The 21,004-nt window shown below is 66.1% G+C and carries 24 protein-coding genes; 12 read left to right on the forward strand and 12 right to left on the reverse strand.

What is annotated here, in order from left to right:
• The 5 genes from ACFWIW_RS35670 to ACFWIW_RS35690 all read left to right on the forward strand — a co-directional run.
• A partial coding sequence (locus ACFWIW_RS35670) for an acyl-CoA dehydrogenase family protein (protein WP_378372554.1) occupies positions 1 to 110 on the forward strand: 110 nt, incomplete at its 5' end.
• A 46-nt stretch (positions 111 to 156) separates the two neighbouring features.
• Positions 157 to 966, forward strand: coding sequence for a MaoC family dehydratase N-terminal domain-containing protein (locus ACFWIW_RS35675; RefSeq protein WP_378372498.1), 810 nt, complete (start codon positions 157 to 159; stop codon positions 964 to 966).
• Complete coding sequence (locus ACFWIW_RS35680; protein ID WP_378372499.1) at positions 956 to 1,738, forward strand: HpcH/HpaI aldolase/citrate lyase family protein; 783 nt, start codon at positions 956 to 958, stop codon at positions 1,736 to 1,738. Before ACFWIW_RS35675 ends, ACFWIW_RS35680 begins: the two co-directional genes overlap by 11 nt.
• Before the next feature lie 284 nt (positions 1,739 to 2,022).
• Complete coding sequence (locus tag ACFWIW_RS35685) at positions 2,023 to 2,748, forward strand: hypothetical protein (protein WP_378372500.1); 726 nt, start codon at positions 2,023 to 2,025, stop codon at positions 2,746 to 2,748.
• Between the two features lie 246 nt (positions 2,749 to 2,994).
• Complete coding sequence (locus ACFWIW_RS35690; RefSeq protein ID WP_378372501.1) at positions 2,995 to 5,124, forward strand: hypothetical protein; 2,130 nt, start codon at positions 2,995 to 2,997, stop codon at positions 5,122 to 5,124.
• Positions 5,125 to 5,320: 196 nt separating this feature from the next.
• On the opposite strand, the gene ACFWIW_RS35695 is transcribed toward ACFWIW_RS35690, so the two are convergent.
• Both ACFWIW_RS35695 and ACFWIW_RS35700 read right to left on the reverse strand, forming a co-directional pair.
• Positions 5,321 to 6,040, reverse strand: a complete 720-nt coding sequence (locus ACFWIW_RS35695) for an SDR family NAD(P)-dependent oxidoreductase (protein WP_378372502.1) — start codon at positions 6,038 to 6,040, stop codon at positions 5,321 to 5,323.
• 10 nt (positions 6,041 to 6,050) lie between these two features.
• Positions 6,051 to 6,722: a hypothetical protein gene (locus tag ACFWIW_RS35700; RefSeq protein WP_378372503.1), complete on the reverse strand. Its 672-nt coding sequence runs from the start codon at positions 6,720 to 6,722 to the stop codon at positions 6,051 to 6,053.
• A gap of 459 nt (positions 6,723 to 7,181) precedes the next feature.
• Here ACFWIW_RS35700 and ACFWIW_RS35705 point away from each other — a divergent pair, with 459 nt between their 5' ends.
• Positions 7,182 to 7,529, forward strand: coding sequence for a hypothetical protein (locus ACFWIW_RS35705; RefSeq protein ID WP_378372504.1), 348 nt, complete (start codon positions 7,182 to 7,184; stop codon positions 7,527 to 7,529).
• Here the strand turns inward: ACFWIW_RS35705 and ACFWIW_RS35710 are convergent.
• The gene (locus tag ACFWIW_RS35710; protein WP_378372505.1) at positions 7,513 to 8,139 is read right to left on the reverse strand and encodes a TetR/AcrR family transcriptional regulator; all 627 of its coding nucleotides are present in this window, start codon (positions 8,137 to 8,139) and stop codon (positions 7,513 to 7,515) included. The two genes, ACFWIW_RS35705 and ACFWIW_RS35710, sit on opposite strands and share 17 nt — an antisense overlap.
• A 128-nt stretch (positions 8,140 to 8,267) precedes the next feature.
• Between ACFWIW_RS35710 and ACFWIW_RS35715 the strand changes: the two genes are divergently transcribed.
• Both ACFWIW_RS35715 and ACFWIW_RS35720 read left to right on the forward strand, forming a co-directional pair.
• Entirely contained in the window at positions 8,268 to 8,540 is a 273-nt protein-coding gene (locus ACFWIW_RS35715) for a hypothetical protein (protein WP_378372506.1), read from the forward strand.
• 124 nt (positions 8,541 to 8,664) lie between these two features.
• A complete protein-coding gene (locus ACFWIW_RS35720; RefSeq protein ID WP_378372507.1) occupies positions 8,665 to 9,078 on the forward strand; it encodes a hypothetical protein in 414 nt (137 codons plus the stop codon).
• A gap of 185 nt (positions 9,079 to 9,263) precedes the next feature.
• Here the strand turns inward: ACFWIW_RS35720 and ACFWIW_RS35725 are convergent, their stop codons facing one another.
• Genes ACFWIW_RS35725 through ACFWIW_RS35745 form a run of 5 tightly spaced genes read right to left on the reverse strand, consistent with a single transcriptional unit; the run spans position 9,264 to position 11,746 of the window.
• The gene (locus tag ACFWIW_RS35725) at positions 9,264 to 9,860 is read right to left on the reverse strand and encodes a DUF3558 domain-containing protein (RefSeq protein ID WP_378372508.1); all 597 of its coding nucleotides are present in this window, start codon (positions 9,858 to 9,860) and stop codon (positions 9,264 to 9,266) included.
• The gene (locus ACFWIW_RS35730; RefSeq protein WP_378372509.1) at positions 9,857 to 10,588 is read right to left on the reverse strand and encodes a hypothetical protein; all 732 of its coding nucleotides are present in this window, start codon (positions 10,586 to 10,588) and stop codon (positions 9,857 to 9,859) included. Before ACFWIW_RS35730 ends, ACFWIW_RS35725 begins: the two co-directional genes overlap by 4 nt.
• Complete coding sequence (locus tag ACFWIW_RS35735; protein ID WP_378372510.1) at positions 10,585 to 10,968, reverse strand: hypothetical protein; 384 nt, start codon at positions 10,966 to 10,968, stop codon at positions 10,585 to 10,587. Before ACFWIW_RS35735 ends, ACFWIW_RS35730 begins: the two co-directional genes overlap by 4 nt.
• Complete coding sequence (locus ACFWIW_RS35740) at positions 10,965 to 11,276, reverse strand: hypothetical protein (protein WP_378372511.1); 312 nt, start codon at positions 11,274 to 11,276, stop codon at positions 10,965 to 10,967. The genes ACFWIW_RS35735 and ACFWIW_RS35740 overlap by 4 nt, the downstream gene beginning before the upstream one ends.
• Entirely contained in the window at positions 11,273 to 11,746 is a 474-nt protein-coding gene (locus ACFWIW_RS35745) for a YbaB/EbfC family nucleoid-associated protein (protein WP_378372512.1), read from the reverse strand. The genes ACFWIW_RS35740 and ACFWIW_RS35745 overlap by 4 nt, the downstream gene beginning before the upstream one ends.
• 515 nt (positions 11,747 to 12,261) lie before the next feature.
• Between ACFWIW_RS35745 and ACFWIW_RS35750 the strand changes: the two genes are divergently transcribed.
• Together ACFWIW_RS35750 and ACFWIW_RS35755 are read left to right on the forward strand one after the other, a co-directional pair.
• A complete protein-coding gene (locus ACFWIW_RS35750) occupies positions 12,262 to 12,924 on the forward strand; it encodes a hypothetical protein (protein ID WP_378372513.1) in 663 nt (220 codons plus the stop codon).
• Between the two features lie 479 nt (positions 12,925 to 13,403).
• Positions 13,404 to 14,033 (forward strand): hypothetical protein, encoded by a 630-nt coding sequence (locus tag ACFWIW_RS35755; protein WP_378372514.1) that lies wholly within the window; start codon positions 13,404 to 13,406, stop codon positions 14,031 to 14,033.
• 400 nt (positions 14,034 to 14,433) lie between these two features.
• On the opposite strand, the gene ACFWIW_RS35760 is transcribed toward ACFWIW_RS35755, so the two are convergent.
• Positions 14,434 to 15,435: a DUF5937 family protein gene (locus ACFWIW_RS35760; RefSeq protein WP_378372515.1), complete on the reverse strand. Its 1,002-nt coding sequence runs from the start codon at positions 15,433 to 15,435 to the stop codon at positions 14,434 to 14,436.
• 207 nt (positions 15,436 to 15,642) lie between these two features.
• Here ACFWIW_RS35760 and ACFWIW_RS35765 point away from each other — a divergent pair, with 207 nt between their 5' ends.
• Positions 15,643 to 16,032 (forward strand): hypothetical protein, encoded by a 390-nt coding sequence (locus tag ACFWIW_RS35765; RefSeq protein ID WP_378372516.1) that lies wholly within the window; start codon positions 15,643 to 15,645, stop codon positions 16,030 to 16,032.
• Between the two features lie 225 nt (positions 16,033 to 16,257).
• On the opposite strand, the gene ACFWIW_RS35770 is transcribed toward ACFWIW_RS35765, so the two are convergent.
• The 3 genes from ACFWIW_RS35770 to ACFWIW_RS35780 all read right to left on the reverse strand — a co-directional run bounded on the left by ACFWIW_RS35770 (position 16,258) and on the right by ACFWIW_RS35780 (position 18,960).
• A complete protein-coding gene (locus tag ACFWIW_RS35770; protein WP_378372517.1) occupies positions 16,258 to 16,998 on the reverse strand; it encodes a 3-hydroxyacyl-CoA dehydrogenase NAD-binding domain-containing protein in 741 nt (246 codons plus the stop codon).
• Between the two features lie 712 nt (positions 16,999 to 17,710).
• Complete coding sequence (locus ACFWIW_RS35775; RefSeq protein ID WP_378372518.1) at positions 17,711 to 18,385, reverse strand: maleylpyruvate isomerase family mycothiol-dependent enzyme; 675 nt, start codon at positions 18,383 to 18,385, stop codon at positions 17,711 to 17,713.
• On the reverse strand, positions 18,382 to 18,960 hold the full coding sequence (locus ACFWIW_RS35780; protein WP_378372519.1) for a TetR/AcrR family transcriptional regulator: 579 nt from the start codon (positions 18,958 to 18,960) through the stop codon (positions 18,382 to 18,384). Before ACFWIW_RS35780 ends, ACFWIW_RS35775 begins: the two co-directional genes overlap by 4 nt.
• A 1,040-nt stretch (positions 18,961 to 20,000) precedes the next feature.
• Here ACFWIW_RS35780 and ACFWIW_RS35785 point away from each other — a divergent pair.
• Positions 20,001 to 20,930: a DMT family transporter gene (locus tag ACFWIW_RS35785; protein WP_378372520.1), complete on the forward strand. Its 930-nt coding sequence runs from the start codon at positions 20,001 to 20,003 to the stop codon at positions 20,928 to 20,930.
• Positions 20,931 to 21,004: the final 74 nt, after the last annotated feature.

Raw genomic sequence — 21,004 nt, forward strand, 5'->3', positions numbered from 1 at the left:
AACGCCTCATGCGCGAGGCCCCGTTCCTGCTCATCGGCGAAGGCACCAGCGAAATCCAGAAGACCATCATCAGCCGCGGCCTGCTCCGCGAATACGGGAGCAATCGCTGACTTGCCCGCCACAACACCTTTCCGGTCTGCCAAAGGACACTCACGCGTGACGCGAACCGAACTACTGCGACCCGAACCGGCGCTGGCTTTGGCCGCCCTGCTGGACATCCCGGTCCCCGATCTCGACCAGGGTCTGCCGCTGTTGTGGCACTGGATCTATTTGCTCGACAGGCCCGCGCAAACGGATCTGGGGCAGGACGGGCACCCGGTCCGCAACACCGTTGTCGCGCCGCCCGGACCGGGACGCCGCCGGATGTGGGCAGGCGGCCGGGTGCGCACTCTCGGACCGTTGCGGTGCGGCGAACCGGCCACCAGGCACAGCGAAGTCCTGTCCTTGACCGAGAAGCAAGGCCGCACAGGGGCGCTGACCATCGTCGTCGTGGGCCACGAGATCCGGCAAGGCGGGCGAGTGGTCGTCAAGGAGGAGCAGGACATCGTCTACCGCGATGCCGATTCCACCGTCCCGGCCCGCGGCGATCGCGGACCGGAACGACCACCAGCGGACGGCGAGTGGTCCGTCGCCGTTTCACCCACGCTGTTGTTCCGCTTCTCCGCCTTGACCTACAACGCGCACCGCATCCACTACGACCGTGGCTACGCCCGCGACGTGGAGGGTTACCCGGGGCTGGTCGTCCACGGCCCTCTGCAGGCGCTGGCGATGGCCGAGATCGCTCGGACGCGAGGCCGCAACGGCGATCAGCGTTTCGACTACCGGCTGATCGAGCCGTTGTTCGACCACCAGGGCCTCGTGGCCTCCGCGGCCGCGGAGGGCGATGCGCTCACCACGGCCGTGCGGGACATCCACGGTCGCCAGACCGCCATCGGAACGTTGCGGAGTGTCGAGAATGGACATTGACGTCGCGAACGCCCGGACGTTGTTGTTCGTGCCGGGACACCGTCCGGACCGCTTCACCAGGGCCGCGGCCAGTGGCGCGGATGCCGTGGTGCTGGATCTCGAGGACGCCGTCGGTGCCGGATCGAAAGCGCAAGCCCGCGCGCATGTGCGTTCTTGGTTGCACCAGGGAAATCGAGCGCTCGTTCGCATCAACGCACCGGAAACTCCCTGGTACGAAGCCGATTGTGAGCTGATCCGCGAATTCGGCTGCCCGGTGATGCTGCCGAAAGCCGAGGACCCGTCCCACGTCGACGGACTGCCCGCGGTCGTCCCGCTCCTGGAAACCGCGCTCGGAATCGAGCACGCGGTCGCCGTGTGCTCCATGCCTGGAGTCATCCGCCCGGCTTTCGGCAGCGTCGATCTGGCCGCGCAGCTCGGCATCGATCACCGCTCGCATGAGGCACTGCGCTACGCCCGCTCGTCGATCGTCCTCGCCGCGGCGGCCGCGGGATGCGCCGCTCCGATCGACGGCGTGACCACGGCGCTGCACGACGAAGCCACCCTCCGGGCGGACCTCGACGAGGCGGTCACCATCGGGTACACCGGCAAGCTCTGCATCCACCCGGACCAGGTCGGCATCGCCAACCTCCGGCTGCGTCCCACCGACTCGGAGATCGAGTGGGCCAGGTCGGTGCTGACGGACGCGACCAACGATTCCGTGACCGTCAGCGATGGTGAAATGGTCGACCGGCCGGTGCTGCTGCGAGCACGAGCGATCCTCGCCCGCGCGTGAAGGCCCGCTGGCCTGGATTGCCGGGCTGGACCGCGGCACGCTGGGCTTCGTCATCGTCGGGATGTTCCTGCTCGCCTGACTCGCCGCGGTGACCGTGTGGCGAGTCGGCAAGGTCGAGCAGCGTGGGCACCCCAGTCCCCCTGTGGAATGACCGGCACCGTGCCTGTTCATCCGCCAGGCCGCGCGGTTTCATCCGTTTGCCGGTCAACCTCCCGGCCGCGCGAGGCGTAAGTGTGTCGTTGCGTCCAGAAGCGAGAGGGTCGCCGGCGAGGGGAATCGCATACGTGGCGGACAACTGGAAAACGATCAACGGCAACCGGGTCAACCTGGGATCGAAGAACGGCGGGAAGGTCGCGGCGGTCGCGGTCGGCCTGGTGATCGCCGGGGTGGGAGGTGCAGGCGGGCTGGGGACGTTGGGCGGCTCTGCCGGTTCCGGCGCGGGCGCCGGAGCGGAGGCCCTCTCGGGGAATACCGGTGGCGTCGCAGACGCGCTGCCAGGCAGGTCACTGAAGACACGGCGGGCCGAAGGCCGGGAATCGGCCAAGCGCGGCAACACCACCGAGGCATGGGGACGGCTGCGATTCAAGGAACTCAGACGGGCACCCCGCAAGGCCCTGCGTCAGGCCGACTGCGTCGCGGCGGCCTCGGACAAAGTCCGGGACTTCCTGATCACCGCACCGTGCACGTCGCTGGACGGAATACTGCTGGCCGTAGGCGACGGCAACGGCAACGCCGCGGTCATTTCCGTGGTCCGCGTCGGGTTCGCCACCAGGAAGCGAGCACGGGACTTCGAGAGGGTCGAAGCGGTACAGGGCAGCGGTGACATCCGGCCGCTCGACGTCGCGACGACTTTGGGGATCACCGGCGTCACCATGACCGGCCATCACTACCATGCCCGGCCGGACGGCACCGGCATGGTCATCGCCGAAGCCGACGCCGCCGACGGCCGCGTCGACAAGGAAACCCTCGACGCCTTGGCCGACGTCGCAGCCCACCTTCCTCTTCGGTAGCGGTCGCCCGGCTCGACTCAGGTGCTCGACCGAGATCCGCTGCGCCTCGACGAACTGTCGAGCATTTTCCAAAGTATGTCAAGTTCTTGCACGATGCCTCCCGTCTGTTGCATGCTCGTATCAGTCGGCGGCACGCCGCCACGATCGCTCCCGTCCCACGACCAGTGGCCCGTTCACTGACTGTCGCTGCCCAGCAAGACCGAATCCACGCTGATCGACCACGTTCGACGACGAGGAGGTCGTTGTATGCGTTCAGTTCACGGCAAGGTGCCTCGGCTCCTGAGCATCGGGTTGTCGGCCACGCTGGGGATCACCCTGCTGACAGGAGCTCAGGCAACGGCCGTCTCCCCCATCGACGCCGCGCCAGGGGAAGGCCGCACCGTGCTCTTGGTGACGGGTGACCGGGTCGAAGTGCGCGAATCCGCCGGGCGGCAGACCGCCGTCGTCCGGCCGCGCGACGGTTCGTCCGAAGCCTTCCTTACCCAGCAAGAAAAAGGCGGCTCGCTGTATGTGATCCCGTCCAGCGCGCTGCCGTATCTCGGCACCACGCTGGACCGTTCGCTGTTCGACGTCTCGGCGCTGGCCCGTGCCGGTCTCACCGACAGTGTGCCCGTCGACATCACGGGAACCGCCCCCGGAGTCGTCGGCGGCGAGATCACCGCCGCCACCGCACCGGCCTTCGGGGCCGCACTCGCCGCACAGGCCGCCGCGGACCGAGGCCGTCCCGGCCACGGAAAGCTCTTCGGCACGGCCGATTTCCTCCGGCTGGCGGGCACGAGCACCCCGGCCGTTGTGACTCCGCGAGCCGATACCCACGCCGTCGGGTTGCTGAGTTACGACGACACCGGCGCCCCGAACAACGTCACGGTCGGAATCACCAACCTGGACGACGTGGGCCGGTACCGGCAGTTCGTGAACACCGTCGACGGCAAGGTGGGGCTCAACCTCCCCGAGGGGCGTTACGAGGCCGCCGCGATCATGCCCCGCTTCGTCGATGGCCGGTTCAGGGTCCGGTTCGTCATCCAGAACTTCACCGTCACCGGGAACCGGACCGTCGTGGTCGACGGGCGAACCGCGACCGTACCGGCGAGCAGCAGCACTCCCGAACCGGCGGACCTGGTCGGCAACTCCGCCCACTACTCCTCCGAGGACGCCGGCGGAATCCTGGGGCTCGACATCGGATTCAACGCAAAGGACTGGGCCGACTACTATTTCTCGCCGGCACCCGCTCCCGAGGTCGGCACCCGCCATGTCGCCATCGGCGAGCACAAGGCATCGCCGGCGAACGCCAAGGAGCCCTACACCTACGACCTGAAATTCAGGGTCAAAGGCGCCCTCGGCGACAACCTGCGGCACACCTACCGGAAGCGCGACCTGGCCTCCTTGCATGTCGCCTACTACGGAGACTTGCCCCACGAGACCGGGCAGGCCCGGATGTCCCTCTTCGATTTCGAAGGCATGGGCGTCGCCTTCTACCGCTACTTCCCAGCACCGGCGCGCCGCACCGAATACGTGGTGGGCTCACCCGATCTGTCCTATCAGGACAACGTCATCGCCACCAGACAGGGCGGCGGGTCGACCCGCGGGCATCTTCGGACCTACCGGCCGGGCAGCACCGAGACGGTGGACTACCACCGCGGCCCGCTGGCGCCGGGGATCGCCACGCCGCCGCCGGGCGACGCGCCCTGGATCTGCGCGGGCTGCCGTCAAGGCGACTCGATGCTGTTCTACCTGGCCCCGCTCCTGGACGCGGACGGGCGCGTGTACCTGTGGGACCGGCCCGGAACCTCCGCCCGCCTGCAACTACTGAAAGAGGACGGAACCGGCCTCATGGACATCGCGGACACCCACGCAGGAAAAGTCACCGTCCCCGCCGAGAACGGGCGCTACCGCGCCGTCATCGACGTCACCCGGGACGGGCCGTGGTTCCGGCATTCCACCGCCAGCCACACCGAATGGACCTTCACGTCCGGCCATGCGGACACCCAGACGGTGCCGGACAACTGGGTCTGCTCCGACAACACGCCGACGAACTGCTCCGTACTACCGCTGATCACCGCGGCGGCCAAACTGGACACCGGGCTCGACGGGACCCTACCGGTCGGCCTGGCACAGATGGGCGTCACCTTCGGCCACGCGCCCAGCTCACCGAAGCAGGCCATCGCCAAAGCCTCGGCCGAGGTCTCCTTCGACAACGGAAAGTCCTGGCGTAAAACGGTCATGATCCCGATCGGCCAAGGCAGGTACACCGCCTACTGGATCAATCCGTCGTCCGCACAAGGGCACGAGGTCGCTCTGCGGTTGAACGCGACAGACGCCGCAGGCAACTCGATCACGCAGTCCGTCACCGCCGCCTACAGCGTCGCCAAGCGCTGAGCCGACGACGGCCGGAGGGAGCCCAGGCTCCCGATCGTCGCCGATCCAGTGCGATCCTCGCCGAACCTTTCGGGAACAACGACCTCTATGTCGCCCTTGCCCGAGCCACCAACCACCCCTGTGACCTGACGGGCCATCAAACTCACGAATCCGCAGTGTTCTGGGCGCGCGAAGGAGCCCCGGACTCAGCGCACGGTCAGATGGCGGCGCGGCCTCCGTCGACGGGAACGATCGCGCCGGTCATGTAGCCGGCCCGATCACTGGCGACGAAGGCGACCACTTCGGCGACTTCAGCCGGGTCGGCGGAGCGGTTGAGCGGCACGGTCCCGCCGTAGCCGCCGAGATCCGCGCCGATCGCCGCGACCGCTTTCGAGGTGTGCATCGGACCGGGCGCGACGGCGTTCACCCGCACCTTCCCTGGCGCGTATTCCGCCGCCCAGGCACGGGTCAGGGATTCCAGCGCGGCCTTGGTCGCGCCGTAGACACCAATGTCGGGCATGCCGATCCCGGCCGCCGTCGAGGAGATGTTGACGATGCTGCCGCCGCCGTTCGCGACCATCTTCGGAGCCAGGGCCGTAGCGAGCAGGAACGGGGCGCGCACGTTGACGGCGAAGACGTCGTCGAATTCGCGGATATCCCGCGCCTCCCCCGTCATCAGAGCCGCGTTGTTGATCAGGATGTCCACCGCACCCACTTCGGTGGCGAGCGCACGAACACTTTCCGGGTCGCCCAGCTCCGCGGCGAGGAACCGGGCTTCGCCTCCGAGAGCGTCGGCGACCTGGACCCCACGCTGCGGGTCGCGGCCGGTGAGCAGCACTTTCGCGCCCCCGGCGGCAAGGCTCTCGGCGATCGCGTGGCCCAGGCCTCCGGCTGCACCCGAACCGGTGATCAGTGCCGTCTTTCCCTTGAACTCCAACGTAATCTCCCTACTGCTTCGCAGCCGCGGCATTGCGGATCCAGCTGCGGAACTCGATCGCCAAGTGTTCGCAATGCCCCGCGATCATCGAGTCCGGCGCCGCGGACGGATAAACGATGCGCACCACCACATCCGCACCGGAATCGGTGTCCCGTGCCTGATGCAGGCAGTACGCGAACGGGGTGCCGTCATCAAGGGTCAGCAGCGCGTTCATCAGCGTTTCCGGATAGGACGGTTCCAGGTATGCCGCGACCGGCGCGGGGAGTTCCCGGGCGACCGAGACCCGGAACCGCGTGAGATGCCCGCCGATCGTCTCCACCATGCCACCCGGATACTGCGGCGGTTCGACGTAGTGCTCGGGGTGCGCGTTCAGGAGCAAGGCCTTGTCCTTAAACCGGCCGGTGGAGGTCTGCGCCCGGAACCAGCTCACCAGCTCCGTGCCACCGAGCCCGCGCACGGTGAATTCCACGCGCGACTCACGATAGGTGCCGCCCGATTCCGCCACGATCCGCTTGTGGAACCGGTCGCCGTCCTCGATCTGCCCGGCCAGCAGATCCATCATCACCTGCCCGCCCGCCACTGTTTTCAGATTCTTCAGGGCTCGGCGCGCCGCCTCGAGCTCCCATTGATCCACAGTGGACTCATCGACCGTCCGGCCCATCGTGCGCACGTCGACCGTCACCGGAGCAGCACCTCGCGCTTCCATCGTGGTTCCCCTTCCTGGAGTACGCCGGCTCTCGACACCGGCCGTAAACCCACGATAAGATGCACTCATGCATCTTACAAGTCTTAGTAAGATGCATCTCAGCATCTTCTGTCGGGGACAGGGGAACCAAGTCGATCAGAAAGGTCGCCCATGGACACCGCGAGACACCCTTGCCCGCCTCGGTAACGGTCGACATCTTCACGCTGGGACAAGCCGTCGATGAGTCCGCTGTGGATCAATGGGAGCTCAGGGCCGCCCGACGAGCGCTGAACAACCTCAGGACGCTGGCCGCCGGACAGAAAATGCTGGATCTGCTGGCCGGGCAGATCCAGGCAGGCGACCGCTTCCACAAGGAGCTCATCGCGACATCGCGCGGAACCCACCGCGAGTCACGCGCCGAGCTGACCGTGCACGGACTCACACCCCGAGCGTTACGTGCAACCGCCGGGCTACACGGGCGGCACGGTCGAGACGATCGGAGGGCACCTCACCCGCTTCAAGGCGTCGATGGCGCCCGAACTACCTTCGGAGATCAGCGAGCACTTCGATCCGGCATACCCACTGACGCTGGCCACCGCCCTGTTGAGTCTCGACGACGACACCCCGTTCGCCTACTGCGTACACCAAGCACGGGACACCGAGACCGGTGCGGAGGCAGTGGTGCGAGTCCTCTGCCCGTCCGCGGCCCCCGATTCGATGATCGAGGAACACTGCGAACACCTGAGCATCGAATTCCGCAACTGGATCCGCAGCGCGGCGGCCGCGATCATCGGGCGGACCTGACTTTCCCCCGCCGCTTCGGGACGAGCAGCGGCAGAAAGATGGTGTCCACGACTTCCTGGATGGCGGCCGGAGACATCGGCTCCAGATTCATCAGCGTTTCGTTCCGCAACAGGTCATAGGGCAAGCGCGCGATACGCGGCGTGAGTTTCGCTTCGTCGATCTCGCCTCGCACGGCAGCCCGGCGCGTCACCGCGTCGATCACCGCCCATCGCTGGTCGATCAAAGACGCACGCAGCTCGGCGACGGTTGTTCCGGTGTCCTCGAAGTAGGCGGCCAACTGCGCTGTCATGGCGGCGGCGAACATCGCGAACGAATCGTTGAGCTGCTCGAGCAGAGCGATGGTGTCGTCCCGCAGCGACCCGGTGTCCGGATCGAGGAGCGGGAACTGATCGCTGGCGCGGATGATCGCGTCGCGGACGAGCGCCGCCTTGGTGGCCCAGTGGCGGTTGACGACCGGACGGCTGGTGCCGGCACGGTCCGCGACCGCCACGAAGGTGAGTGCGGCGTATCCGCGCTCCATCAGCTCCTCCCACGCGGCATCGAGCAACGCGGCCTTCAGTTCCGCACCACGCCGCCGGCGCCGGGGACCCGCCTCACCCGCAAGATACATAGGCGCATCCTAACAATGATCGGTAACCGCTGAAGTCTCCCGTCGCGTTCGCTGGCACGGCCGTACCGGTTCAACGGCCGACGCCGCCGGTGAGCATCGCGGGCAACGGAGCACCATCCGGGGCGGCCTTGAGCAGCTACCAGCTGCGCACCGTGCCGTTTACCACGACGCGAGGTAGCAAGGGCTGCTTGCTGGTCGCACGGCACACCGATAGCGACGAGTTCCCCTTCAAGACAACATACGAAGGCTCGTTCACGATCATCCCGGACATGTTGCGGACCGTGGCGGTCCGCCCCGTACTGAAGGAACACAACCAGGAAACCGGCGCACGGTGGGGATTGTTCCTGGCCGAGGACCACATCCTCGACGGCGACAGTGTCTTCGTCGGGGCGTACAAGTAGATCTGTTCGCGTGGGTGATGGTGGATATCCTCGCCATCACCCACGCAAGGCAAGGAACGTAATGACCGAACCCGTCCTTCTTCTCCGTGAGACCGGAAGCCCCTGGGTCGACTACCACCAGTTCGTGCTGTTCGACGTCGAGTCCACCGAGGCCCGGCCATCAAACCTTGCCCCGGCAGGGGACGGTGCCATCGCTGTCAGCGGCCACGGAGGAGGCAAGTTCTTCACCTTGGGTGAGATGACGGATGTCGTGGTGGACTTCGAAGTCTGGACGGCAGAACCCGCGCCGCCCACGTCTCCGTTCGAAGATCGGTTCGACGGGGCTTTCACCGTGGACACGGGGCGCGTCGTCCTCGGGTCCGTCACCGGCTCGCCGGCGGACGTCATCATCGAACTTCCCGTCCCCGGTCCTTTCCAGCTACGCGCGTTCCGCACCAGCACCCCCACCGTGAACAGCGACTTCCCGGAACTCGACTATCGGCACGAGCGATGGCTGCTCCAGGCCTGGCCATCCAGCGCACAGACGGCACCGACGTAAACCTGCGCGACGGGAACCACCCTTTCGCCGGCTACCCGTATTTTCACGATGGCCAGACATTCCTAGAGGACAGCACGCTGATACGGGCAGGTCCGTCACGGTGCGGAGGCTACGAGCGGCTTCGCCGCCCAGTGTCACGTCCCTGGCTGGCTTCCGTTTCCTGGACCAGGGCCGTGCCATCGCGTCTAGGTGCGGAGGTTGTCGATGACGTACTCGGCGATCTTCGCGACCGCACCACAAGGATCGTTCTGCCAGGGACCCGCTTCCGGCTTTCCGCGGGTGTTGGTCTTGATGTGTACCAGTGTGTTGTCGTCGACGCCGAGAACCAGCCTGCACGCCAGAGGCCCTTCGTCCCGCTTGGTCGCGATGTTCTCCTCGACGTCCACGATCACCGCGGGGTAGCCGTTGATCGTCAGCTCTTCCCAGTGGTTGCCGGTATCGCGGCCTCGGGCGTGGTCGCTGTACAACGTGCTGATGCTCTCCCGCAGCGGCGGGAACCAGGATGTGGTCACGTCGACCGAGCGGCCGAGCACGATCAGGCATTGGCCTTGCCGGGTCTGTTCGTGCTTGCCTTCGCCGAAACCGATGCTCCGCAGCTGCTCCACGGTGATCGCCGAACACGGATCGGCGATGAACTTGTTGCCGTTCAGTTGTGCGGGGATCGGCGGGACCGGCACCGACGGTTCCGGCGGCGTCGGCGGCGGGCTCGTTCCGCAGCCGGCCAGCACCACCATGCCACCGGCCATCAGCAGGGCGAGTCCTCGGGCGAGACGACGTGTCACGAGGGATCGGCTCCCGGTTTGATCCGCCAGCGGCGGGGTTCCCCGACCACCTCGGCACTCGTGCCGACATCCGGGATCTTGGGGAAGGTGGTCTCGATGGCCGTCAGCTCGAGACCGCTCCCGACCAGCGCTCCGATGTTGGTGATCATGCTGGCGAGGAGGGTGTTGCAGTCACGCCAGAACTTCTCGAATGCCGAGTTGATCGCGTCCACGAAGTCCTTGGCAGACAACACCGCCAGCGGCGGGACGACCACGGACCCGAGAACGATCGCGAACTTCCCGCTCAGCTGCGCCAGGTTCGCCGCACAGTTCCCGAGCGCGAGCAACAGGTTCTTGTACGTGTCGATCACCGTCGTCGCGACCGTGCTCACCGTTTTGGTCAGGGTCGTGATGGAGACCTGGCCTTTGTTCAGGCTGTCGACGGCCATCCCGGAATACATGGAGTACTGGTCGAACGCGTCCCCATGCCACGCGGCCGTCAGTGACAGCTTCGTGTCATTGACGATGTCGGCCGCGTCCTTCAGCTTGCTCTCCCTGGCGAACGCCTCAGCCAGCCTCAACGCCTTTTCCAGGTTTCCGGCGACGAACACGCGGAGTTTGTCGAGCAGCCCGATGATCCCGTGCGCGCCGATCAGGTCCGCGTACTCCCGGATCTTCGCGTCCGCGGCCTCCGGATAGGTCATGGTGGTGAGTTCGGCGGCAGCCTGGCCCGGGTCGGAGGTGGTCACTTGATCTCCCCCTCCAGCTTCTTCATCCGCTCATACGCTTCCTGATCCAGCTGCTCATAGTGGTTCGCGGCTTTCCCCAAGGCCGCGCTCAGCACGGCGAGCTGGGTCGAGTTCTCGGCTGTGATCCGCTGAATCGCGTCGATGGCCGCGTTGTACCGGTCCACCGTCCCCAGGCCGTTGAGCCCGGGCATCAGGTTCGTCGCCGTCCCCGGCAAACCGAGGTCGTAGGGGCCGAGCGCGACATTCGCCAAGTCCACCACTACGAATTTCTGCAGCAGTCCCGCCGCCTCCGCGATCGCGTCGGCCGCGGCCCGCAGCTTCTCCGGGTAAACGTGATAGCCCCGACCAGGGCCGGGGTCGAACGGATCCGGAAAGGTCATACCAGCCGCTCCTCATCCCGAACGGCCGCGAGCGCCGTCTCATACCGCTGGGCCGCGGTCTCCTCCGCCCGCTGGATCCCCACCAGCAGCTGACGCGACAGGCTAGCCGCGCTGTAGGCCTTCATCGCGACCACGTCCACCGACACATCGACCAGATCGCCCGCACCGGTCACCGTCACCGACCCCAGCTCCCCCGGCAACGTCCACGTGACACGATCCCGCGCCGCACCGGCCGCGGCCTGCTCAATCGCCACCACGGTCGCGTCGATCTCCCGCGCCAGGTGATACAGCTCGTCCTGGTAACTCACCAGCGATCCCGCCTGTCGTCCTCGAGATCGTCGTCCAGGAAATCGAGCTGATCGAAACTCTCCTCCTCGACCTCACCGGTATCGGGATGCGCTCCACGCGGCTCAGCCGCTGTCGCGGTTCGGGGAGCAGGTGAGGGCGTGACGTCGTTCCCCTGGGTTGCCGCAGTCCCAGGGGCGGGTTCGGGCATCCACTCCTGGTCCTTGTCCACCACCGCGCGGACCTTGGCAACGCCGACCTGGGCGGCCGCACGCCGGGCCGCCGACACCGCCTCCAGCACCGCGGGCCCCAGACGCTGTGGATGCGTACTCCGGATCACCTGATCCGCGATCGTCAGATCCACCAGCTTGCCCTGACCGGACACCACCGCCGACGCGATACCGTCAGTAGATCGCCCGGTAAATCGGGCCTGCTCCAGCTCAGCATCAAGCTCACCAGCCTGCTGCCGCAACCTGGCCACATTCAATGACACGCCGGCTCGCCCTCCCCGTCGCCCGACATACCCCGCAGCCGCCCCCACGGCCTGACCGCTACGCCCGCGATTACTACACGAGCGTAATCGGCCGAGCGGTCAGCGTAGTCGAACCTCACATCAGTGTCTCGTCATTCCCCGCACGCGGCCGGCAACCCACAGGTCGGCACCACGACAGACGGCGGGAACCTCCGCCCGGCACGGTGGCGGTGCGGCTCACCGATGAGCGGGACTATCACCGAATCCGGCGGACGCCCCTGCGGCTGACGAGCGAGAGGGCCTGTCGCGCGGTCTCAGCACCTGTGCTGGAGCAGGCGGCGAAAGGCTGCACACAACCGCTCCCGCGCTGACATTAGTGCAGCTCGCCGACGCGACCCCGTGCGACCGCCCGTGTGACGTCCAGTTGTTGATCACGCCGGTATGCTTCCCGAGAGGGCGACTACGGCTCGTGTCCGACTCGTCGCTTCGTGCAGGAGAATGCAGGTCATCGCTACATGCGCTAAGTGGGGGTAAATGTGCCGGTCGAGACTGAGGACGACGCAGCACAAACCCCCCGGCCGAACTACTTTCGCACCTCTGACCTCGGCGCGATCCTGGCGGGGGTGACATCTGGGGCCGCAGGCGCTTACGCCTACTACAGCGACATGCTGAGGCCACTGGCGCACAGCTTCACCATCTGGATCGTACTGGTCGTCGCGGTAACAGCAGGCGCGCCTCGTCGACGCGCGGCAATCCGGGCGGTCGGAGCGCTGATCGCGGCCGTTCTTGCCTTTTACTGGGGCAAGGCCCTGGTCTACGGCATCAAATATGCGGGCATGCCGTACCAGGTCGATGTGGCGACAACGGTGCTGTGGTGCGCGCTGGCGGTGGCCGGCGGCTTGCTCGCCGGATTCCTGCTGAGCGCGATCGGGCGAACCGATACCCGCGGCACAGTGGCGACCGCCGCGGTAGTCGGCCTGCTGGCTGCTGACGTTGTCCGGCAGTCCGGCCGCTCAGGTATCGGCGTCCTGCTGCTCGCGACGGTAGTCGCGATCGGCTTCGTGGGCTATCGAGGGATTCGCTCGGTGCGCCAAGGCATCCAGGTTGCAGCCTGCGCAATCCCGCTGGGAGGTCTCGGCTTCATGGTTGTGTCGGCGCCGGACATCATCGAGGAAGTCCTGATCAGACTCGAGCACTAGCTCTTACCGCATCAGGATACCTCGTCAAGACCCCGTCAAGACCGGCCCGCGCGAAGCCAACCTTTCGTCCCGATTCGCCACAGCGGATCCCGGTTCCGCCGAGAAACCTCCGTCCAACGAGTCTAAATTAGAGCAATTCGTAGCGAATCAGCTACATGCACTCGTCAATTATAAGAATATGACAAATAGTCTTCAGTGACCCCGATCACACTCGTTCGGTGGTGTTCGGCCATGTTGATCTAGTGGCAGGGTTAATTGATCGCAATTCTTAGCGCGAAGCGGTTCAACTGGGGAGGACTTCCGATGCAAGGTATGCTTGCGCCCTAATCGCACCGCAGCTCATACCAGGTCCATCTGTCGACAACAAAGCTGAGCCTGTTTGAGCTGACTTTATTACGAAAGTCTTCTCTTTAGCTCTTGAGCCACCACTACCCCTGGCTTTCTTTTGTTCACCATGTTCACTGCGCCTGCAGTGGAACATGGAAGTCCTCTCAGGGGTGCGCTATACGGTCAATTTCGAGGGTTGCATCCAATTAAGGTATGTCGAGAGGGTTGAAATGAAGCGCGTATCGAAGATGTTCACCGTTGGCGTGGCGACGCTTGCGCTCGCCGCGCTATGCGGCACCTCCGCGTCGGCGGCCGCCGCGAGCGAGGATTCGGCGGGACGTTACTGCGCCTGGATGGTAGGGCCGGCCGAGAACGGCGACGTGTCGCCCGTCCTGGCGAAGTCGTGCTCCGAGGTATCGCCGGCCGCGGCCGCGGCCGGGCTCGTGTCCCAGGGTGACGGGCACGCCATCTCGGCCATCGCCGAGGCCACTCCCCTGATGTACTGGTACTCGAACGGGAACTACAACCGCAACGCCGCGGGCAGCATGACCACGATCTACGGGAACGCAGGACCGTGCGACTCGGCGGGCTACCGCGTCGAACCCGACTCGTACTGGAAGGCGAACATGTCGTCGATTCTCGGCGACAACAACTGCAGATACGCGCACGTCACCAACCGCGCACTGAACTCGGCACATGACTTCAACATTGACTTCGGAGCCGAAGGCGCTTACTTGGGCCAGTGGGATAACAACGTCGGACTGACCAAGGCACACGCCTAAAAATAGGCTTGAACTGCCTCTATCTGTCCGGATTTCCCGGGCGGATAGAGGCAGTCTGCCGACCGCGAACTCCCGTGCCCCTGGGGGCCACTGGCGAGCATCGAAAACTGCGGCGCGACGGCAATGCTCAGCCCGGTTGATAGGGTCGCTTCGGACGAGCAGGCACTCGCCGTCCGTAGGGGCCGACTTCGTAACGCCTTCAGAATTCATCAACTGGGCCCATGTCCTCCAACCAACGCAGCCAATCCAGGCTCCACCCACGGCCGCCGTCTATCGACCGGTTCTGGCGCGAGAACGGCGGCCAGGTCATCTCCGACCAGCAATCCTCGTCGAGGATTCCGGATACTCTGACCGGCCCACAGCGTGGGCGGTGCAGCAACTCCGCGCCGACCGATTTGCATTATCTACCCGCGACAACGCCGCGGTGACTCATGGCGTCGGTTGTTCGAGCGGCGATCAAACCAACGCCGAGTGGCGTGCACCAATGCAGGACGGCTTTGCCGTCTCGATGGGTGGTGATCAGCCGGGCGTCGCGCAGGGTCCTGGCTTGCATCGAGGCCGCGGGGACTGATATGTGCAGGGTGCGCGCGAGTTCGGTCGTGGTGTGCGGCTTCGTCAGAGCACGCAAGGTGTCCGCTCGTGTGCCGCCCAGCAGTGCCGCGAGAGGATCGCCGACCGTGTCGGCATCGTGCAAGGGAAGCGGTGTGAGGGCCGGGTAGATGATTAACGCCGGTCCGGCAGGCTGTGGCGCCACGAGAACCCGGCCAGTCCAGAACAGTGACGGCAGGAGCACCACGCCTTCGCCGCGCAACGTCACTTCCCTGTCAGTGCCGGGCGAATCGACCTCCAGGCTCATGTCGCGCCATCGCAATCCGGCGGACAGGCTCGTGAAGGTGCGCTCGAGTCCGTGCCGGGCAAGGAAATGCGCGCGCCAGGCCGCTTCGGCGTGGAAGGCGACCCGGAGCCGCGGCCACTCCACGGCCAAGATGTGCCTGTGCGCATCCGTGATGGCGTGCTTGAGGATGCGCCAAGCGTGGCGATCCTGTGCGGCAAGCTGCCGGATCCAGGCGGTCCGCGGCCGGTCGACCGCGCAGATCCGTCGCAATTCTGCCTCGACTACCGCTCGGTCGGTAGCGAGAACCTGAGACAAGCCATCCTCCAGCCCGGCACTCGGCGGGTCGAGGAACAGGGGTCCGATACCGGTAGGAGACAACAACTGCAGTAGCGGCTCGGCCTGCACGGGAAGACCGCGTGCCGTCCGTCTTCGCCAGCCACCGAAGACGTGGCGATTGTCATCGCGCTGCAGAGTCATCAGCGCAAGGACCAGTTCCATCAGCGGAGCGGGAGTGTCCGCCACGGTGACCTTAAGCAGGTCTTTCGCGGTAAAAAACACCTTCAGCACATCATCCCCCAGATACGGCCTCAGCCACACGTTTCAGTTGTGGTTGAACACATGGCAGCGCAGTCGAGAGTGCCAGACACTGGTCGTGCGATCCACTGGATCAAGTTCCCAAGATGGGTTACGCCTCAACTGGAGCCATCGAATTACTTCTTTTCGTCTTCACGGCGACGCATTCACATCGGAAAAGACGGATCGAGAGGGAGAATGATGAGAAAATCGCTAACCCGCACCTTGCTCACACTGCCTGCCGTGGTCGCGGCGACGCTGGTCAGCGTCGGCGGGACAGCCACGGCCGCACCTGCGGGAACGCACACCGAACCTGTGCAGACCATGGACTGCAGTCACGCGCATTCGAACAAGGACAGCGGCTCGGGCCGGACGACAACGGTTCTGCGCTACCGGACCGGGCCGCACACCTCCTGCGAGCCACTGGGACAAGCCAGCAGTAACACGCTGATCTACTACCACTGCTGGACTTCCGGTGAATCCGTCGGCGGCGTGAATACCTGGACTTGGGGACGTGTCGCGGGCACACAGCGCGAAGGCTGGTTCTCCGACAAGTACCTCAGCAACGGTGGCTCCACGAAGAAGTGCTGAGCTGAGACCGTGGTGCCGGGCCCTCAGCCCGGTGCCACGGTCACCACCACTCCGTCGCCGACGAAACTGCACTACGGAACCCGGGCCGTCATCGTGCATGTAATGCCGGTTCGAGAGCTCGCCACAGTGATCACCAACGACGAGACGCAAGGCGCGTTGCAGTCCAGTCAAATCCTCGCTACGCCTCTGAATACGTGCCAGCGCCCAGAGTTCAGTGGAGCAGGGTCACCAGTTGTCCTTGAGGATGGTGCCCGCCGTGGTGCGCGCGGCACGCAGCCGGAATCTCAGCCCGGGGCGCAGGCCGACCTTCTTGATCAGCTTCGTGTAGACCTTCTCGGCCCGCCAGGTCAGATTGCCGGAGAATCCTTTGCGGGCTCTCAGGTGCCCCACCAGGTCGGCGGCAAGCCGGGCCGCCTGCTCCAGGTCTCCACCTCGGCGTTCCCACTCGATGCGCGCCAGGCGAAGTTCAACGACCGGCTCGAGGTCGTAGTCGTCGACGAGGCCATCGGTCTCAGCTGTGACCAGGTCGACGTACTCGTTCGCCTTGGCAATGTCCCCGGTCTCACCGAGGACGTGGGCGTAGTCGATGACCACGGCCCGTGTCCACTGGTTGTCGAGATCCAGTTCGTCGTATCCGGACAGGACGTCTTCACACACCTCGAGACACTCGTCTATCGCGCCGGCTCGCCTCAGCCATGGGGTGGGTCGGCTGTGGTGGACGAAGCTCGCGCGCCCTGTGCGGCCGTCGACCGTTGTAATGCCGGACGTACTCAACGAGAACGGCAGCGCGGCACCGAGCTCAGCGATCGACAGCGAGCTGGTGTTACTGGCCAGCACGGCCTGCTCACCGAGGACCTTCTCCGCGCGGGTCAAGACGTCGATCTTGAGGTCCGGTCGTTCCGGTGCCGCCTCGACGACCAGTTGCGCCGAAACCGGCAGCGCGCTGAGGTCGTCGACGATCGTCACCCGCGCGAGCACCTTGTCCGGGTGTCGGTGAGCTTGCCGCGCTCGGCGCCGACTCTACCGGCGCTTGTTCCGCACGCCGCATAGGAACATCTGGCAGTTCACTTCCGAAAGTCCAAATCGGAACGCCCAGGCCGACCTGGCTTCTGCTCGTACACATCCAGTTGGTGCTTGATCACCTCCAGCGGCCCCCATTCCGGCAGGCACCACATCTAGTGGAGAGGGCTCGTCTGCACCCAGCAATGCTGCCGAAGCCGTCCTGAAACTCAAGTGCCTCGATCTTGGGAAATGGCACGTGTCGATTGCCGGGCTTATCGGCGGGATCGTAACCGTAACCTCGACCGTATAGGCACATCGCCCAAGAGGGGTCGCTTAGAAAGCCAGAAGCCAAGTACGCAATCCAGAAACCGTTGAGATTGATGGGATTCCGAAACTGTTTCGGGTGCTTTCTGCCGTCAACAGCACCATCGTCCCACAGCTCAACGGTCGCGGTGGACACCGCGGCGACGGCATACGTACGGAAACCCGGTCATGAACTCGACCAAGCGATGTTCAGGTGACTTCGGATGCCCGACCTTTTACCCGAGGGCACTCCGGCCACCGATCGCGTACACGAAGTCCGCCGACATGGACCAGGTCTCACCGCCTCAGGTTGTCGAGGTGGTGACAATCTTGTCGTCGCCGGTACCGACCCGCTGGACACTGCGGGTCGAGGTCACGCCGATGCGGATGCTGAAAGGCGGCCCGCGAGATCGCCGGCGCCGTCGCCGGAAAGGCGCGGGAGGGCGGCCAGGCGGCCGGCGCAGACCAGTAGCAGCGCGCTCATCGGGCCGCGGACCTCCGGACCGGCGCCGGTGGCCCAGGAGATGTCGGTGGCGGTCAGCCGGAAGCCGGCCACCTTGCGCGCCGACGGGAGGGGCGGCGGCCAGCGCATGGACAGCACCCTGTCCGCGGCGACGGCCGCCGCGTCCGGTGGCATCTCGTGGCGGAGGCCGAGGGGGATGGCGATGTCTTGGGCGTGGATGAGGATGTCGGTGAGCGTTTCCAGGTAGGTGACGCCGAGGGTGTGCCGCCGCGAGCCGGCCGTCGCGCGGAGCTCGGCGGTGATCCGGGCGGTCGACAGTTCCGCGGCGCGCCGGCGGGCCGCGTCCTGGATGGTCCGGTCCATGCTGCCGCGCCAATGGGCCATTGTCGCGATCAGGTCGCGGAGGCCGAGCTGTTGCAGCGTCAGGTGCGCGGCGACGTCGCGAACGGTCCAGCCGGCGCACAGCGACGGCCGACGCCACTGGTCGTCCGATAGGTCGTCGAGCAGGTCTGCCAGGCTGGTGCGTTGCGCGGCGATGACCCGCCAGATCGCGTCGCTGTCCGGTGCCGGTCGTTTGCCGGTCATGTCGGGACCTCCTCGGAGCGGGGGCGGACGACGCTCGTCACGAGCGCCGCGATCTGCGGGTAGGGGTCGAACGCCGGGTCCGGGATGGCCAGTTCGTGCAGCACGATCCCGGTCCAGTGGTTGGCGATGATGGGCGCGTCACGTCCGGGATCGGTGGACCCGGAGGCGCGCAGCCAGTTCGTGAACCAGGCGTTGACCCGGGCACCGGTGGCCAGCAGCTGTGGCCGCAGCGTGGGGTGGATGCCGGCCTCGACGAGGATCGCGTACCGGGCCAGGGTCAGCGTCCGGTTCGGGCCGGTCGCCTCGAGGGCGAGCCCGGCCATCGCCTGAGCCAGCTCTTCCGGCGTGACCGGGTAGTACGTCGTCGCGAGGGCTTCCCAGCTCGCGCGCTCCCGGTCGGACGTGCGTTCCACGACCGCGTTGAGCAAGGCGTCCCGGGTGCGGAAGTGATTGGAGGCCGAGCCGGTGGGCAGCCCGGCGGCGGCGTCGATGGCGCGGTGGGTCAGGCCGTGGATGCCACGCTCACCAAGGACCGAGATCGCGGCGTCGAGGAGTTGTTCACGTCGTGCAGACACATACGCAGACTACGCTCATAGTAATAGTCACTGCAATAGTAGTGCTGAAGACTACGTACGTAGTAGCCTCCGATACCAGTTCCCTCCGCGCGAGCATGAGCTGTTCCTGTCGTTGGTGCGGGAGGCCGTGACCCGTCACCGCTCCGGCCGGAGGCACTGGCGGACTTTCGAGGAGGTCGGCGCCTGTCGAATCCGCCGTTCAAGCTGGACGACACCAAAGACCGCAAGCTAATTCAGCGATCGTGAATGGCCGGTGGCGGTGTCCCGACACACGTACCTGTGTCGGCCTCCTCGACTCGAGACGAGGGACCGCTCGCCCCGACGGTCCGCAGCAACGCATCGCCGTCGCCGAGGCTGGAATGGGAACGGTCCGACCGAACATGGGAGTCCTTTGGCCAGGACGCTACACAGAGCCGCTGGTCGATGCCGACGTGATCGCCTGCCCCGCCGATGTACTCGTCGCGATAGCGTCTCGCCGCCGCATGGCTACAAGCTAGGCGTCAGCCCACCGGACAGCGCGGTACTGCAACGTGATCGACATCGGCCGGACGATGTGTCCCATTTGGTTCTGTCCGTCGGATGCGACCGCGTTTCTCCGTGACAACCGACCGCACGCGGTTTGGTGAAGAAGCGTGTGTTGACCGCACCCGATCCCGGCGGGTGAGGGCGGGCACTCCGCCTTTCGTTGCAACTTGCTGCCCCTTGGCCGTGGCAGGGCGGCAAGACCAGGTGGCGTTTGCCAGCCGTGGCGAGACCGCCAGGTCGCCAGTCGGTGGATCATCGCCAGGTGATCCACCGAGAGAACATGTTTCAGATCCACCGTGCGGACCGATCATGGTGACGGTGACCGAACATGCCGATTGGCGGACGCGGTCGAAACAGTTCGTCTGCGCGGACGGATGGATTGTGGCGTTCGTGACATTTCGGCGCGGGTGGGAGTCGGCGCTGCCACTGTTCGGCCAGTGACTGGGCGTGGCAGATCGGTGGAGCCGGATCCGTCGACGGGACGAGGTCGAGGCCTTGCACCAGTAGCCGGGGCGGTGACCGCTGGCGCCGGGCTGGCCCTTCAGGCACGGTTGAACGGGGAACTCGGTTCACGGGTGGGCGACGGGATCGCGTCGACGCTGGCGTCGACGCTGGTCGGCCTCGTCCTCCTGCTGGTCTTTGTTCCAGTTCTCCCTGCCGGACGACGTGGACTGGGTCTGATCCGTACGGCGGTGCGCACCGGCGGTGTCCGGTGGTGGCATCTGGCGGGTGGTGTCTGCGGTGCGCTGTTCGTGGCTGGCCAGGGAATCAGCGTCGGGTCCGTCGGAGTGGCCATGTTCACCGTGGCCGCCGTGGGCGGCTCGGCTGTCGGTGGTCTGGTCGTGGACCGGTTCTCGAATGGGCCCGGTGGTCAGCGCCCGATCACGGTGGCGCGGACGGCGGGTGCCGTGGCCTGTGTGGCAGCGGTCGCGGTGGCCGGGCACGATGCGTGGGACAGCCCAGGAACCCTGGCACTGGTGGTATTGCCCGTACTCGCCGGTGCGGCGGTCGCGGTGCAGTCGGCGTTGAATGGGCGAGTCGGAGCAGCCGCCAGGTCGCCGTGGCCGCCCACGCTGATCAATTTCACCGTCGCGGCCGTCTCACTCGCCCTCGCCCTGGCGATCCGCGTCGCGCTCGGCTGGGATCCGCCTGGGCGTCTGCCGGCTGAGCCGCCGCTCTACCTGGCCGGGGTGATCGGCATCGGTGTCATCGCAGTGGCCACGGTCCCCGTCCGGCACATCGGAGTGCTGGTCTTCGGGCTGGCCAGTGTGACCGGCCAGTTGCTCGGCGCGGTCGCGTTGGACGCGCTCACACCCGGCCCGAGGCTCTCCTCCGCCACGTTCGTCGGTGTCGCGATCACGTTCCTCGCACTGGTACTGGCGGCCCACCCACGCTTCCAGCGAGCAGAACCCGCTCCCCCATCAGCCCGCGGTGCGGATGACTGAACGCACTCACTTTGCCGCTCTCGGCGGTTCGGATGCAGTACTCGCCAACCGTGAGCGCGACTTCCGCGCTGCTG

It is taken from the genome of Amycolatopsis sp. NPDC058340 (genome assembly GCF_042723975.1).
Classification (GTDB): Bacteria; Actinomycetota; Actinomycetes; order Mycobacteriales; family Pseudonocardiaceae; genus Amycolatopsis.

What these genes read in the sequence shown, in the direction of transcription:
- ACFWIW_RS35755 (WP_378372514.1), top strand. Translation starts at nt 13,404, where the DNA reads ATGGAAGTCCTCTCAGGGGTGCGCTATACGGTCAATTTCGAGGGTTGC.
- ACFWIW_RS35775 (WP_378372518.1), bottom strand. Translation starts at nt 18,385, where the DNA reads ATGACCGGCAAACGACCGGCACCGGACAGCGACGCGATCTGGCGGGTC.
- ACFWIW_RS35690 (WP_378372501.1), top strand. Translation starts at nt 2,995, where the DNA reads ATGCGTTCAGTTCACGGCAAGGTGCCTCGGCTCCTGAGCATCGGGTTG.
- ACFWIW_RS35735 (WP_378372510.1), bottom strand. Translation starts at nt 10,968, where the DNA reads ATGACCTTTCCGGATCCGTTCGACCCCGGCCCTGGTCGGGGCTATCAC.
- ACFWIW_RS35765 (WP_378372516.1), top strand. Translation starts at nt 15,643, where the DNA reads ATGAGAAAATCGCTAACCCGCACCTTGCTCACACTGCCTGCCGTGGTC.
- ACFWIW_RS35710 (WP_378372505.1), bottom strand. Translation starts at nt 8,139, where the DNA reads ATGTATCTTGCGGGTGAGGCGGGTCCCCGGCGCCGGCGGCGTGGTGCG.
- ACFWIW_RS35680 (WP_378372499.1), top strand. Translation starts at nt 956, where the DNA reads ATGGACATTGACGTCGCGAACGCCCGGACGTTGTTGTTCGTGCCGGGA.